We start from the raw sequence: 12806 nt of genomic DNA on the forward strand, positions 1-12806 counted from the left end.
TTGTAATATAGAAGGATGATTGTATGGAAGAAGTGAAGAAGAATTACAAGGGGCCGATGCTCCTGTTAATGGTTAATTTATTCATCATCATGGTCGGAATCGGACTCGTCATCCCGATTCTGCCCTATTATGTAGAGGCGTTCAACGCGACAGGTAGAGATCTTGGATTGCTTGTTGCTTCATTTGCGTTCATGCAATTTCTCTTGGCACCGGTTTGGGGGAGATTATCAGATCGGATTGGCCGGAAACCATTGATCACATTAGGAATGTTCGGTTTCGCTGCAGCTGAATTCATTTTTGCTTTTGCCACTGATCTCTGGATGCTTTATGCTTCAAGAATTTTAGCAGGAACGTTCGGTTCTGCCATTATGCCGACAGCAATGGCCTATGTGGCCGATGTCACTCAGGAAGAAGATCGGGGAAAAGGGATGGGCCTTTTAGGAGCAGCGATGGCATTAGGAATTGTAATAGGACCTGGGATCGGCGGATGGCTTGCCGAAATCGATCTCTCACTCCCATTCCTTGTTGCTGGTCTTGCCGGAACCTCTGCTGCGATTCTTTCGGTATTCATGCTGAAGGAAACACTTTCTCCTGAAGCGATGGAAGAGGCGAAGAATGAAGAGAAGATGAACCAATTCAAGAGAATGTGGATCGCCTTGAGGAGTCCTGTCGGATTTCTGCTCATCCTTGTCTTTGTGATGAGCTTTGCTCTTGCCAATTTCACGTCAATTTTCGGGTTCTATGCATTAAAAAGATACGGATATGACCCTGCTGAAGTTGGCATCATCGTAGCCATCACAGGTGTAATCGGAGCAGTGGCACAAGGGACATTGGTAGGGAGGCTGACGAAACGGTTTGGAGATGACCGTGTCGTGACAGGTTCGTTGCTATGGAGTGCGATCGGGTTCATCCTGATGGTTTTTGCATTCAACTATGTAACCGTGATATTGACAGTTTCGATATTCTTTCTAGGAAATTCGATCTTACGGCCAGCCCTTAATTCGTTCATTTCAAAACTAGCAGGCAAACAACAAGGGACGATCATGGGATTGAACAATTCATTTTTAAGCTTGGGAAATGCTGCAGGCCCAGTGCTTGCCGGGTTTTTATTCGAAGTCAATATACATATACCGTATTTGCTTGGGGCGGCAGTCTTGCTTGGAGCATTGGCTGCCATGAAAGTATGGACTTCCAACAAAGTAGAACAAACCATTGAAAATAGCAGCTGAAAAAAAGAGGAGGTAAGAGAATGAAAAGAGGGATTCAAGATTACCAAGTAGGGGACATATTTGATGATTATCTATTGATCAAATCTGCAACGAAAGGGGTTACCAGTAGCGGAAAGCCGTTTTTAACCCTGATTGTCCAGGACCATACAGGGGAAATCGAAGCGAAACTATGGGATTCAACTCCAGGAGATGAACAACAGTATCTTCCTGAATCGATTGTCAAAGTTATGGGGGATATCACAAGCTATCGCGGAAAAGCACAACTTAAAGTAAAACAGATCCGGTTGACGAATTCACAGGACAGCGTGAGTGTACATGACTTTGTGGAAACTGCACCGATTCCACAGGATGAAATGACTGAAGTGATTACACAAGCAATATTTGAAATGAAAAATCCGAATATCCAAAGGATCACGAGACATTTGGTCAAAAAGCATCAGAAGGAACTCCTCGAATTCCCGGCTGCCACGAAAAACCACCATGAATTCGTCTCGGGACTGGCTTTCCATGTCGTTTCAATGCTTAAACTAGCTAAATCAATCGCACAATTGTATCCGTCATTAGATACGGATCTGTTGTATGCAGGAGTCATCTTGCATGATCTCGGGAAAACAAAGGAACTGTCGGGACCGGTTGCGCCGCACTATACGCTTGAAGGTAACCTGTTAGGTCATATTACGATGATGGTGGAAGAAATCGGTGAAGCAGCACGGGAACTCGAAATTGAGGGGGAAGAAGTATTGATCCTTCAACATATGGTATTGAGCCACCATTCAAAAGCAGAGTGGGGAAGCCCAAAACCGCCGTTAGTGCGGGAGGCTGAAATCCTTCATCATATCGATAACATCGATGCAAAAATGAATATGATGGATCGTGCGTTAAGTAAAGTTAAGCCAGGAGAATACACGGAACGTGTCTATGCGCTTGATAACCGTTCATTCTATAAACCTTTGACTGAACAGAAAAAGTCAGTTCCTAATTTATAATGAGTCATAAACAACCGTTTTCCAACATACCTTTGTAATAACAAAGCTTGTCTACAAAGGAGGAAAGTCGATGCGTCGCCTATACGTTGTCGCTACGGTTGTTTTATTTTTTGTATTGTTACAATTCACAGGTGTATACAGCAATCTCAAGCCGATTCTCGCAAATGTACCATGGTGGATGTACTTCGTACTAGCAGGGATAGGTTATTCAGGCTACCGAGCGTGGTTCCATACAGTCGAAGACCGAAAACTGGACCGGGTACACATTGAGGAAGAGGGCAAAATTTATATGGAACGGATTGAGGAAGAAAAGCAACGGCGAAATCAAGCATCTGGCGAATAAAATGAGAGAGAGCTTCCTTTTATAGGGGGCTTTTTTCTTAAAAAGTGAGCCCCCACCACAAGGCTGTTTTTCGGGTTGTCGGGGTAATTTCTAAGTTGTCGAGATAATCTCTGAGTTGTTGAGATATTTATAAATTTGTCGCGTTTTACCCTTGAGTTGTTGAGATAATGAAGTGAAAAAACACTTCTGATGATTAAATTTGCCAGCCCAAGTCTAAAAAAGGACATGAAAAGAGGACTGACAAGAGTCAGTCCACCTATTAATTATTTTTGGTCAGCTTTGTCATCTTTCTTAAAAAGGTCCTTGTATTCCTTATCTTTCACGTCGATTTTAGCATCTTTCATAGCTTTGTCGATCGGGTTGGCTTCTGGGTCCTTTTGTGCTTTTTCTTGAGCTTTCTGTTGAAGCAATGTTTTCTTGATTTGATACTCTGCTTCTTCAAATGATTGTGTTTTTTGGTCTAATACTTCAATGATGTGGAATCCATATTGGGATTTGACTGGGTCTGAAATTTTACCTTTTTCAAGTGTGAATGCTACCTCATCGAACTCAGGGACCATTTGGCCGCGTGGGAATGATCCTAACTCTCCACCTTTGTCTTTCGAACCAGGATCAGTAGAATATTCCTTCGCAAGTTCTGCAAAGTCTCCACCTTCGTCAAGCTTCTTTTTCACTTCTTTAGCTGTCTTTTCATCTTCTACCAAGATGTGACGTGCTTCAACTTCTTTAACTTTGAATTCTTCTTCATATTTCTTTTTCATTTCTTCCTCGGATACTTTGATTCCATCCGTTTGAGCTTTGAAGAATACGAGGTTTCGCTTAACAACGTCGCGCAGCTCGTCCTCGCCTTCAATACCGCTTTGTTTCAAAGCGTTCTCGAAACCTTCTTCTCCACCAAATTGGCTTCTAAGGTACTCAATCTCTTGATCGAGTTCTTTATCGCTGACTTTATATTTTTCAGAAAGAACTTTATATTGAACAAGTTCTTGTAAAATTTGTTCGGATTGAGGTTGTTTTTTCATCTCGTTATAGAAATCTTGTTGTGTAACATCTCCGGCGTTTGTTTCGACGATCACTTTGCTATCGCCGGAATCGCCATTATTGCTACATGCAGCTGTACCAAAAATTGTTGTTGCTGCAGCAACTGTCAGGACCCACTTTTTCATCGACATACACTCCTATGATGTAGAAATTTTTTCACAGTTTCTACTATAGCATATCCAACCGATAAAAATACACATTAAACACCAAATATGAGAAAAAATACACATTTATTGGAATTGCTTGTGCATTCGCCCCTTTTTCAAAATAAGGGCATTGGTCTAATCAATAACGGCATTTGACTTATACACTATAAATGTATACCAAAGGAGGGATTGCAATGGGTTACGGATCCGGAAGTGGTTTTGCCTTGATCGTAGTACTGTTCCTTTTGTTGATCATCATAGGAGCTTGCTACATCTGTTAAAATTCTAGAGAATTTTCGGAGTGAAAGGATAGAAGCCTATGCTTTGGCTTACCTCAATGCATAGGATAACGTAACACCGGAATAGGGGGTGACATCATGGGTGGATACGGCTATGGAAGAGGATTTGCGTTGATCGTTGTATTGTTCATCCTATTGATTATCGTAGGCGCAGCTTGGATTTGCTAATACGTAAATGATGAATGAGTAAGAGGCTGACTATCGGGGTCAGCCTCTTTTTTAAAGGATAAGAAAGTATAAAAATTTTGTTTTCGAAGATGGAATGTCTAGCTCCAACGCCCAACCACTTGGATCACTTCAGTCCTCCTGCGGCGGTCGACACATTGATTTAGTTCGAAGTGTTTGCCCACGCAGAACCGAACTTTGTTTGGTTCGAGCCTCCTCGTCGGACTTCCAGTGACCTTCGTGGTTAACTAAGGCGCTTACGCTTTTCTTTATGATTCATTCTTCCTATGTGATGTTTGTACATATGTCAATGTGGGGAATAATGAAGTATTATGAAGCATAAATTGCTTCAATGCACATAAATTACTTCAATGTACGAGCTCACGAGTAGGATTGTAATCATGATATTGATCCACCGAAACACATTCACTTGTTTTTCAGCGGGAATATTTTTTTGAATACATAAGCGATTCGTAAGAGTATTGAACAAGAATAGAACGATACATGCGAATGCTATATAATAGATTGCGATCATTGTCATATTTGAAACCTCCGAAACTAAGAGATTGTATTACTAACATACCAAAATATTAATTAAATGAACAGTCACAACTATCATAGAATATAGGGGACAGGAGGAGAGCCTTTTGAAATTCAGATGGAAATACGCATTTTTCATACTACTTGTAATCATGGTAATCGTACCAATCATTGTTGGAACTTTAATATTTATGGGGGATAAACAGGGAGATAACTCCAGCCGTGACGTAGCTATGCATGGTGAGCCGATTTTCGATATTGAATCTTCCAAATCGCAATTGAACTTTCTAATAAAAGAACAATTAGCTGAATTGAAGTCTGGCAGGAATCCAAAGTTCGATTATAATGTAACACTTAAAGAGAATGTTCAAGTTAAAGGATATTTCACGTTTTTTACCAATGAAGTCCAATTTACGATGGATTTCAAACCCCAAGTATTGGACAATGGTGATCTTTTGTTAAGAGAGGAATCGATCAAGCTAGGGGCATTGAAGCTACCTGGTTCGAAAATATTGGAGTTCATCAATGGAAGTACTGATTTGCCTCCCTGGGTTGAAATCAATGATAAAGAAGAAACGATACTCCTGAAACTCACACAGATTAAATTGAAGGATCAACTGTTTATAAAAGCTGAATCCTTTGATTTGGAGGAAGACAACATCCGATTCAAGGTTTATTACCTTACAGAAAAATAAGATAAAAAAAGAATGGCCCCTCACACCAATCGAGATGATCACAGGCCATTCTTTTTTTATAGGATTTATTTCTGTGAATATACCTTAAGAAAATCTATCTTAAGATATAGCATTTAATAAGTGCGGCGCACAATGATCTGGAATCCTGTATCTCCATCTTCTAAAAACGAATCCTTAGGTGCATTCCATAGATGGATGATATAAATCATATCTTTCACACATAGAAAGATATTCAATGCCGAAACAATCGCAAACAAGTGCAGCAGTTCTGGAAATACCATCGAGCCGATCAATGAAATCAACGTAATGAACAGCAGGGGAAAAGCGACTGTGATCAGAGCCACTCTTCTAGAAAGAACGTCGGGTATACGGCAAAAAAATGAAAAACGATTTTCGCCAATACCGAAACCTGCTTTATGGCCTGCAATCCAAAGCGGGAGACAATGCAAGAATGTATGGAAAGGTATGATCAATATTGTGATCAACAGCAAGGGCATAAAGCCTGTTTGAAAATAGCTCGTTTCAGGTTGAAACATACTGAAAACCATAAAATAAACGATAAAATACGTTAGACTGAATAGTGTCGACATCAGTAATAGGCGTAGTTTACCGTAATCACGTGTTATATTTATCGATTTGAAGCAATTCATGATGGATCACCTTCTTTAATTAATAATGTATGTGGGAAAAGGTGAATACCTTACGTTCTCCAGTAAAAGTTAACTTAGCTTCAGCTGGTGTGGGATCAGCTTTTCCAAGCTTCTTTTAAAAACCACGTACATACATTACGACGTTTCTTGCGAAAAATCAATAGGTTTTACAAAAAAATAATAAACATCTGAAGAAGTATTTCAAGGGCGAGTAGATTATGGAACTTTGCAGGGAGCTTGAGGAAAGGGGAGATGAATTATTAAGAGAAGCCGGTATGGTTTTGACTCCTCTATTAATTCATTTTGCAGGGATGCTCAATCCGGAGGTCGATCCTTACATGACACCTATGTCATTTAATAAACAAAGGATATTTTAAAAGCTTGACTGATGAACTGATCAGCCTGATGAAAAATGTGCAATCAGGTGATGGTTGGTACTTTGGTGATTTCTTCTTCTTTTTCAGGTGTAAGCTGTAGGTTTACTGGTTTGTTTTCAGGTTTGGCAGAAACGAGTTGATTATCAATTTCCTCAAATTCGCTTTCTATTTTTGTTACCGTAGTATCAAGGATAGACATGAAATCTTCCCCATACACACTTCGAATCACTGCCATCAATTCATCGAATTCAGGAAATTTTCCATAAAGCTCACGTAACTTGAGTGAAGCACCGAAAATACCATAACTTTCAGGTCTGTAATCTTCAATCGTTCTTAATAATAGATCTCTTCCCGTGTCGGTTAGTTTAACATACGTGTTCCGTTTGTCATTTTCTTTCTTTGAGAAGGTCAAGTAGCCTTGTTCTTCTAGTTTTTTGGAAAAGTTAAATGCTGTAGACACGTGCATAACACCGAACTTGGAGATGTCAGAGATCGAAGCTCCCTCAAGATGGAAAGCAATCCAGAGAATGTGGTGTTCGTTAATGTTAAGACCGAATGGTTTGATCCAACCTTGCCAATCTTTCTCAACACATTTCCACATGGCTTTACTAATCTGGGCTACTTTATGACTGAACATCATAGCTTCTTTCATTGAAAAATCTTTCTTATTTTCCATAATGAACCTCCATTCTGCTTTATATTATGACAGGAATTGTTAGATTTATAAAGACAATTATCTAAGTGTTCACAACTTTTTCCCACTAATTGTTGTCTAATAAATCCTTTGAGTAGGAATTTATAAGTATTATTTCGACAAAAAAGAACAAAACCTTTTTATTTTTGACAAAAAGTCATAAGGCTTTCTCTTTTCTCTATTGAAATATACCTTCACTTATTTAATATCGGTAAGGTTGCTTAATATTTCGCGCTTTAGTAGCTTTTTCAACACGAATTTTCTTTAAGCGAAATTGGTGATACTCCTGCGGGATTGGTGAAACCCACCAGTGACCTGCGTGACGAAGCAGGTCGCTTCCGCTTTTCGTCCGCCCGCCGGAAAGGGAGTGAATTTCACAAAAATCAACAATGGAGAATAACAGAGCCTTATATTTAAGGGATGTTGAAACATTAGAGTAGGGGACCTGAAAAAGGGGGTGAATATGCAAAAAACTGGCCCGTATGCTAAGTGGTGGGATACACTTGCTAGAGCCAGTCCTTGTTAACGTTCTATTTTGTTTCTGCTGGTTCTGATGTGTTTTTTGTTTCTTCCTGGAGTTCTGCTACGGTATCGTTGATTTCCTCAACATCATTTTTGATAATTTCAATGTTCGGTTCGATTTCTTTCCTCCAAGATTTGATGTCTTCTTTCAAATCAGTCGCAACCTCTTTGAATGCATCTACACCTTCCTTTGAAACTTGAATGATTTGTTCTTTAAGGCTGATGCCTTCTTTTCTGACGTCCGTTAATGTTTGTTTCAATTTATAGGTCGAGTCCTTAATGTCTTTACGGACTTCCCGACCTGATTTTGGTGTGGATAACAATGTTGCAGCTGCAGTGACAATACTTCCTACCGCAAAGCCGATTAATACGGATTTTTGTTCCTTTTTCATGATTACAATTCTCCTTTCGTGATCTTACTCATCTTTCAAGGGCCAAGATGTCATGTCCCGTCCAAACAAGATAAGTCCTTGTTACATTATTCGTGAGCGCCTTTTAGAAACCTTCAATAATCGTTCGACCATTTCTACAAAACTATCCCACGATATCGACATTGTTAAACAATTCTCGGGGAATAAACCTTTCCTCTTTTTCATAGGATGGTATGGGGTGATGAGTAATGATTTATGGAATTATTGTACTTGCTATTCTTGGGTTGCTTTTATTTTATATCATGATCAGGATGTTTCTTGATACAAAACGTTATTCATTCAGAAATGTCCGTGTCCACAAAAAACAGAACATCGGTCGCATGTTAGGCGTCATTGGAAGCTTCTGCTTATTGCTTGTTGTCCTCTTTTTTGTGATCAAATTTTGACGAATCTCCATTTAGCTTTTGTTAATCATTCATTGTGTATTCAAAAAAACTGTCCAATCGGCTTATTATTCTTGGCAAACCCTTCTTCTCGGATTAATATGAAGGAAGATGTGGAAGATTAAAGAGAAGGAGGAGGCGTAAGAGATGTGGAAGAAAATTAAACTTTTCATGTTTTTTAGAACGATGATAAGGCGTGCACGTACGTTGATCAAAGACCGGGAAGAAAGCGGTCAAATGGTCCAGAACGTACGTGCAAAACTTCAAAAGGATGATATACAAGAAGCTTTGAAAGGTTTTTTGGACAGAATACAAGCTCTCATTCGTCTCGCAGATCAGTATCGATTAGGAAACTACCGGGATATCTCAAAAAAATCAATGGTATTGGTCATCGCAGGATTACTTTATTTCTTAAGTCCGATTGACGCCATTCCCGATTTCATCGCTGGCCTGGGCTTAGTAGATGATCTCGCCATCATCAGCTATGTATGGAAGACCGTAAACAATGAGATTGAACAATTCTTAGATTGGGAACAGGAAAGCCCAAATAAAACCGACACCCTATGATGCTAACGGGTGCTGTTTTGGAGTACACACAGTATATTTCACACATATAAAGGCAAGTGGTTTCACATACGAAATCACTTGCGTTTTTTCTTGAAGGATAAGAAAGTATTAAAATTTTGGTTGCGGTGAAGAAATGCCTAGCTCCACCACCCTACGCCAAAAAGGCGATCATTTTTCCAACAGGGGGCTTATCCGAAATAGGACATGCCTCTTTTGTAACTTTTTGAGAACTTTATTAATCTTTAATCGTATTATTAATAACTATCTTAATATTGAGGAGGAATAAGATGTTTGGGAATACACCGAAATGTTCGAATTGCGGTAAAGAAGTAAAAGGAAATGATCTGGTTTACATAAAGATGCGGTATCCAGAAAGCCAGAATTAGGACTTATCCGTAATAAATAAGCGTTGTTTTATGAAGTATACAAAATCTTGGAGGTCTTGGTGAAAACAAAACAACTACATTATTTACTTGTTCTTATTTTATATCCTATAACAATACTCCATTTTATTTTGGGTAATTACTCCGACGATAAGTCCATTTCGGGAATAGTGTTTTATTCAATTACAGCTTTTATCTATGTGGGATTAGTTCACCTATTTAATGTAAGTCAAGTAGGCAAGATAATAGTTATATGGATATTGACTTTTATTTCACTTATTTTGATAATTGTATTTTTCACAGTTAAATAAGAGAAAAAACTTTTTCCTCACCTAATAGACAACCAGGGAGTATTAATATCCAGTTAATTATCAGTATTGAAATCAATTCTACAATAAAGTTGTTAAGAGTAAAAAATCATTGTCGGCCTTAATGCTGGGAAACTAGCACGTCCTTATTGTGGAGCAAGGGGAAAGACGGAGATGACTTCAAACGCTTACCTATTGTTCCATATAGTAACTCTTGTTTACTTAAGTAATATCTAACGCTAGGATGATGAAATTGAATATAGACTATAAGTTAATGGAAATACAGACAGAAGTCTTATTTAATATAGATAACCTTAAAAAAATAACAGGGTTAAATGAACCTACAGAAACACCTGCACCATTTCTTTTCATTGGGCGTACTAAGACAGGAAATATAATTCGTTTTAACAAATCTTTTTCTGAGTTTGAAGAGTCAAAAATTCTAAAACTGGTTGATGACAGAATAGACAGCATGAATCTCGGAAAGCTGATTATCAATGTAAGTAAGTTAAGGCAGATAAGTTCCGTATGGATGGGTCCAGCATATGTTTTTCCTGAAGGGTTTAATATGACTTCTAATGCAACTAAAATAACGAATGACAATAAAGATTTATTGCTAAAAGAGTTTCCACATCTAATTGATGACTTTGAATGGAGGCAGCCTATATATGCAATTATGCAAGACGGCAAAGCAGTCTCCATCTGTTCAAGTGCAAGAAAGAGTTTAAAGGGTGCTGAAGCAAGTGTAGAAACTCTGACACGGTATCAGGGTAACGGGTATGCCACTAGATGTGTGGTTGCTTGGGCAGCAGAAGTGAGAAAATTAGGATTGAAGCCACTCTACAGTACAGCTTGGGATAATTTTTCATCACAGTCTGTTGCGAAAAAACTTAACTTATATCAATATGGGGTTGATTTACATTTTGGTTAATTTTTTATTCCGCAATCAGCGGGTTTATGAAGTAAGCCCTTCGTCCGTATAGTCAAAAAAGAGCTCAAATCTGAGCTCTTTTTCTTGTGAATTTATATGCAAAACTGTTGTGAATAATGTGTAATTTGACTTGCGATTTTGGCTGCGAACTTCGAGTTTGTACCTCAAAATAGGGCCCGTTACTATGATGGGATCGGTATATTTTTTAAGAACTATTCTCCAGCTCGAGCCCTGAGCTTTATTGTATTTGGTATTTTAAATTGGATCGCTTTGTAATTGTCTGCATGATCGGAAACAAAACAGTCATGGCAATGGTGTTGACTACCGCTGTCGGTACGACGACTGTAAGGAACAAAGCTATGAATGGTGCTGGTAAGTTTGTAAGTATTGCTGCGGCTGATAAGAATATCGCTCCGCTGATCAGCGTTCCTACAGCTGCTAGAGTCGCTGCAAGAATGACATTCCCGTGGAATTTCTTAAAGCTCATATATAAAGCGAAAATGATGAAGGCTGTAATCGGCTTATCGATCAAATTAGCAAACTGCCCTCCTGGAAAACTCGTTGTCAGTGCTGAAATGACACCAGTTGTCAATGCGGTCACACCGACACTTTTATTATCCGGGAACAAAATGATTGCCAGGAACATCATCGTCAGAAGCATATCGATTTTCATTGCTCCTAATATTCCAGGGATGACTGCGTGAAGTACAAACCCTACAGCTAATAGTACACCAATTAAAGATAATTGAATGGATTTCATATAAATCCTCTCCTCTTCTCAACTCAACTTTTCTCGTTGACTCCAATAGTGCGCTCATGCCTATTGCGAGTAAAACGGATGCTTACATTTTACCAATCATTCATAGGTGAAGAAAAGGTTTTTCACCTGAATTTCCGGGTAACAGTTTATGGTAACCGAATTTTCGTGGAACCAGTCATGAGTGCTTCTTTTTAAATTTTTCCATATAATTCACTAAGCGCTCACATGATGCCAAACCGACTCCATTATAAAGGGATGCACGGCAGCCACCGACAGAACGGTGACCGGAAAGTCCGACAAACCCTTCATCTTCTGTACCTTGTAAGAAGGCTTTACTAAGTTCGGAGTTTGGCAGGTTAAATGTGATGTTCATCCGTGAACGGCTTGATTTTTCGGCATGTCCAGTATAAAATCCATCGCTTTCATCAATCGTGTTATAAAGGAGGGATGCCTTTTGCTCACTTCGGTGGATGAATTCAGTCAATCCTCCCTGTTCAATCATCCACTCAATGGTCAAGCCAAGCAAATAGATCGAGTAGGTCGGCGGTGTATTGTACAAAGAGTTTTTGTTACTATGGACCTTATAATCGAGCATGGCAGGAAGCTGTGTATTCGTTTCAGCCAGAACATCTTTACGGATGATCACGACTGTGGCACCAGCTGGACCGATGTTTTTCTGTGCTCCTGCATAAGCCAGTACAACTTTTTCCCAAGGAACTGTTCTTGAACCGATATCACTCGACATATCGATGACCAATGGAACATCCGGAAGTTCTTCGAAGGTTTGCCATTGGGTTCCGTATATTGTGTTGTTGCTCGTAACATGGAGATAGCTGATATCCTTATCAAGTCCCTTCCAGTCCGATTTATCCGGTATATGTGTAAAGCCGGATGCCTCACTGCTCGCAGTGATTTCCGTCTTCCCGATTTTCATGGACTCCTTATAAGCCTTCTGACTCCAAGAGCCTGTTACGATATAGGAAGCTGATTGGCTTTCCTTGAGGAGGTTCATTGGGACCATGGTAAACTGGAGGCTCGCTCCACCTTGTAAAAATAAAATTTCGTGGGTCTCAGGGATGTTCAGAAACTTTCGTAACGACTGTTGTGCATTTTCGTGAATCGATTGGTATGCTTTACTTCGGTGACTCATTTCGAGAATTGACAAGCCTGTATCCAGGTAATTGACCAGTTCCTGTTGTGCACGTAACAGGACCTCTTTTGGAAGAGCTGTAGGCCCAGGGTTGAAATTGAATGTTTCCATGAAGCTCGACTCCTTTGTCCAAAGAATAATGTAGTATAGTAAGCCTTCTGAAAATTCATTATACTTGAATCACACCATAGATATAAGGGGGATAT

Annotated in this window: 17 protein-coding genes; 10 read left to right on the plus strand and 7 right to left on the minus strand. The window is 39.3% G+C overall.

All coding sequences use genetic code 11. The annotated features are described in order from the left end of the window. The first annotated feature begins 23 nt into the window (after positions 1 to 23). The 3 genes from L1611_RS15010 to L1611_RS15020 all read left to right on the plus strand — a co-directional run bounded on the left by L1611_RS15010 (position 24) and on the right by L1611_RS15020 (position 2558). Positions 24 to 1229 carry an MFS transporter gene (locus tag L1611_RS15010; RefSeq protein WP_236314500.1) on the plus strand — a complete coding sequence of 402 codons (1206 nt, stop codon included), beginning with the start codon at positions 24 to 26 and terminating at the stop codon, positions 1227 to 1229. Between the two features lie 20 nt (positions 1230 to 1249). Next, positions 1250 to 2215, plus strand: coding sequence for a 3'-5' exoribonuclease YhaM (gene yhaM, locus L1611_RS15015; RefSeq protein ID WP_236314502.1), 966 nt, complete (start codon positions 1250 to 1252; stop codon positions 2213 to 2215). A gap of 70 nt (positions 2216 to 2285) precedes the next feature. Next, positions 2286 to 2558 carry a sporulation YhaL family protein gene (locus L1611_RS15020; RefSeq protein ID WP_236314505.1) on the plus strand — a complete coding sequence of 91 codons (273 nt, stop codon included), beginning with the start codon at positions 2286 to 2288 and terminating at the stop codon, positions 2556 to 2558. Positions 2559 to 2821: 263 nt separating this feature from the next. On the opposite strand, the gene L1611_RS15025 is transcribed toward L1611_RS15020, so the two are convergent. Beyond that, positions 2822 to 3724: a peptidylprolyl isomerase gene (locus L1611_RS15025; RefSeq protein WP_236314507.1), complete on the minus strand. Its 903-nt coding sequence runs from the start codon at positions 3722 to 3724 to the stop codon at positions 2822 to 2824. Between the two features lie 215 nt (positions 3725 to 3939). Between L1611_RS15025 and L1611_RS15030 the strand changes: the two genes are divergently transcribed. Further along, positions 3940 to 4026 (plus strand): YjcZ family sporulation protein, encoded by an 87-nt coding sequence (locus L1611_RS15030; protein ID WP_407681740.1) that lies wholly within the window; start codon positions 3940 to 3942, stop codon positions 4024 to 4026. A gap of 96 nt (positions 4027 to 4122) precedes the next feature. Continuing rightward, the gene (locus L1611_RS15035; protein WP_236314511.1) at positions 4123 to 4212 is read left to right on the plus strand and encodes a YjcZ family sporulation protein; all 90 of its coding nucleotides are present in this window, start codon (positions 4123 to 4125) and stop codon (positions 4210 to 4212) included. 346 nt (positions 4213 to 4558) lie between these two features. Here L1611_RS15035 and L1611_RS15040 read toward each other — a convergent pair whose 3' ends face one another. After that, positions 4559 to 4744: a hypothetical protein gene (locus L1611_RS15040; protein ID WP_265738482.1), complete on the minus strand. Its 186-nt coding sequence runs from the start codon at positions 4742 to 4744 to the stop codon at positions 4559 to 4561. Between the two features lie 112 nt (positions 4745 to 4856). On the opposite strand from L1611_RS15040, the gene L1611_RS15045 reads away from it, so the two are divergent. Further along, the gene (locus tag L1611_RS15045) at positions 4857 to 5444 is read left to right on the plus strand and encodes a YpmS family protein (RefSeq protein ID WP_236314514.1); all 588 of its coding nucleotides are present in this window, start codon (positions 4857 to 4859) and stop codon (positions 5442 to 5444) included. 113 nt (positions 5445 to 5557) lie between these two features. Here L1611_RS15045 and L1611_RS15050 read toward each other — a convergent pair whose 3' ends face one another. After that, positions 5558 to 6094 (minus strand): DUF3267 domain-containing protein, encoded by a 537-nt coding sequence (locus L1611_RS15050; protein ID WP_236314516.1) that lies wholly within the window; start codon positions 6092 to 6094, stop codon positions 5558 to 5560. 218 nt (positions 6095 to 6312) lie between these two features. Between L1611_RS15050 and L1611_RS15055 the strand changes: the two genes are divergently transcribed. Next, complete coding sequence (locus L1611_RS15055; RefSeq protein ID WP_236314518.1) at positions 6313 to 6471, plus strand: YhaI family protein; 159 nt, start codon at positions 6313 to 6315, stop codon at positions 6469 to 6471. 43 nt (positions 6472 to 6514) lie between these two features. On the opposite strand, the gene L1611_RS15060 is transcribed toward L1611_RS15055, so the two are convergent. Together L1611_RS15060 and L1611_RS15065 are read right to left on the minus strand one after the other, a co-directional pair. Next, positions 6515 to 7147: an HTH-type transcriptional regulator Hpr gene (locus L1611_RS15060; RefSeq protein ID WP_236314520.1), complete on the minus strand. Its 633-nt coding sequence runs from the start codon at positions 7145 to 7147 to the stop codon at positions 6515 to 6517. Positions 7148 to 7695: 548 nt separating this feature from the next. Further along, positions 7696 to 8079, minus strand: coding sequence for a YtxH domain-containing protein (locus L1611_RS15065; RefSeq protein WP_236314522.1), 384 nt, complete (start codon positions 8077 to 8079; stop codon positions 7696 to 7698). Between the two features lie 227 nt (positions 8080 to 8306). Here L1611_RS15065 and L1611_RS15070 point away from each other — a divergent pair, with 227 nt between their 5' ends. The 3 genes from L1611_RS15070 to L1611_RS15080 all read left to right on the plus strand — a co-directional run bounded on the left by L1611_RS15070 (position 8307) and on the right by L1611_RS15080 (position 10690). Continuing rightward, positions 8307 to 8504 carry a hypothetical protein gene (locus tag L1611_RS15070; RefSeq protein ID WP_236314524.1) on the plus strand — a complete coding sequence of 66 codons (198 nt, stop codon included), beginning with the start codon at positions 8307 to 8309 and terminating at the stop codon, positions 8502 to 8504. Between the two features lie 144 nt (positions 8505 to 8648). Further along, on the plus strand, positions 8649 to 9068 hold the full coding sequence (locus tag L1611_RS15075; RefSeq protein WP_236314527.1) for a YkvA family protein: 420 nt from the start codon (positions 8649 to 8651) through the stop codon (positions 9066 to 9068). Positions 9069 to 10012: 944 nt separating this feature from the next. Beyond that, complete coding sequence (locus tag L1611_RS15080; protein ID WP_236314530.1) at positions 10013 to 10690, plus strand: GNAT family N-acetyltransferase; 678 nt, start codon at positions 10013 to 10015, stop codon at positions 10688 to 10690. A gap of 238 nt (positions 10691 to 10928) precedes the next feature. Here L1611_RS15080 and L1611_RS15085 read toward each other — a convergent pair whose 3' ends face one another. Both L1611_RS15085 and serC read right to left on the minus strand, forming a co-directional pair. Then, positions 10929 to 11450, minus strand: a complete 522-nt coding sequence (locus tag L1611_RS15085) for a tryptophan transporter (protein WP_236314533.1) — start codon at positions 11448 to 11450, stop codon at positions 10929 to 10931. A gap of 175 nt (positions 11451 to 11625) precedes the next feature. Then, a complete protein-coding gene (gene serC, locus L1611_RS15090) occupies positions 11626 to 12711 on the minus strand; it encodes a 3-phosphoserine/phosphohydroxythreonine transaminase (RefSeq protein ID WP_236314536.1) in 1086 nt (361 codons plus the stop codon). Between the last annotated feature and the right edge of the window lie 95 nt (positions 12712 to 12806).

It is taken from the genome of Pseudalkalibacillus salsuginis (genome assembly GCF_021646685.1).
In the GTDB taxonomy this organism is placed as follows: Bacteria; Bacillota; Bacilli; order Bacillales; family Fictibacillaceae; genus Pseudalkalibacillus; species Pseudalkalibacillus salsuginis.

What these genes read in the sequence shown, in the direction of transcription:
- L1611_RS15010 (WP_236314500.1), top strand. Translation starts at nt 24, where the DNA reads ATGGAAGAAGTGAAGAAGAATTACAAGGGGCCGATGCTCCTGTTAATG.
- yhaM (WP_236314502.1), top strand. Translation starts at nt 1,250, where the DNA reads ATGAAAAGAGGGATTCAAGATTACCAAGTAGGGGACATATTTGATGAT.
- L1611_RS15020 (WP_236314505.1), top strand. Translation starts at nt 2,286, where the DNA reads ATGCGTCGCCTATACGTTGTCGCTACGGTTGTTTTATTTTTTGTATTG.
- L1611_RS15025 (WP_236314507.1), bottom strand. Translation starts at nt 3,724, where the DNA reads ATGAAAAAGTGGGTCCTGACAGTTGCTGCAGCAACAACAATTTTTGGT.
- L1611_RS15030 (WP_407681740.1), top strand. Translation starts at nt 3,940, where the DNA reads ATGGGTTACGGATCCGGAAGTGGTTTTGCCTTGATCGTAGTACTGTTC.
- L1611_RS15035 (WP_236314511.1), top strand. Translation starts at nt 4,123, where the DNA reads ATGGGTGGATACGGCTATGGAAGAGGATTTGCGTTGATCGTTGTATTG.
- L1611_RS15040 (WP_265738482.1), bottom strand. Translation starts at nt 4,744, where the DNA reads ATGATCGCAATCTATTATATAGCATTCGCATGTATCGTTCTATTCTTG.
- L1611_RS15050 (WP_236314516.1), bottom strand. Translation starts at nt 6,094, where the DNA reads ATGAATTGCTTCAAATCGATAAATATAACACGTGATTACGGTAAACTA.
- L1611_RS15055 (WP_236314518.1), top strand. Translation starts at nt 6,313, where the DNA reads ATGGAACTTTGCAGGGAGCTTGAGGAAAGGGGAGATGAATTATTAAGA.
- L1611_RS15060 (WP_236314520.1), bottom strand. Translation starts at nt 7,147, where the DNA reads ATGGAAAATAAGAAAGATTTTTCAATGAAAGAAGCTATGATGTTCAGT.
- L1611_RS15065 (WP_236314522.1), bottom strand. Translation starts at nt 8,079, where the DNA reads ATGAAAAAGGAACAAAAATCCGTATTAATCGGCTTTGCGGTAGGAAGT.
- L1611_RS15070 (WP_236314524.1), top strand. Translation starts at nt 8,307, where the DNA reads ATGATTTATGGAATTATTGTACTTGCTATTCTTGGGTTGCTTTTATTT.
- L1611_RS15075 (WP_236314527.1), top strand. Translation starts at nt 8,649, where the DNA reads ATGTGGAAGAAAATTAAACTTTTCATGTTTTTTAGAACGATGATAAGG.
- L1611_RS15085 (WP_236314533.1), bottom strand. Translation starts at nt 11,450, where the DNA reads ATGAAATCCATTCAATTATCTTTAATTGGTGTACTATTAGCTGTAGGG.
- serC (WP_236314536.1), bottom strand. Translation starts at nt 12,711, where the DNA reads ATGGAAACATTCAATTTCAACCCTGGGCCTACAGCTCTTCCAAAAGAG.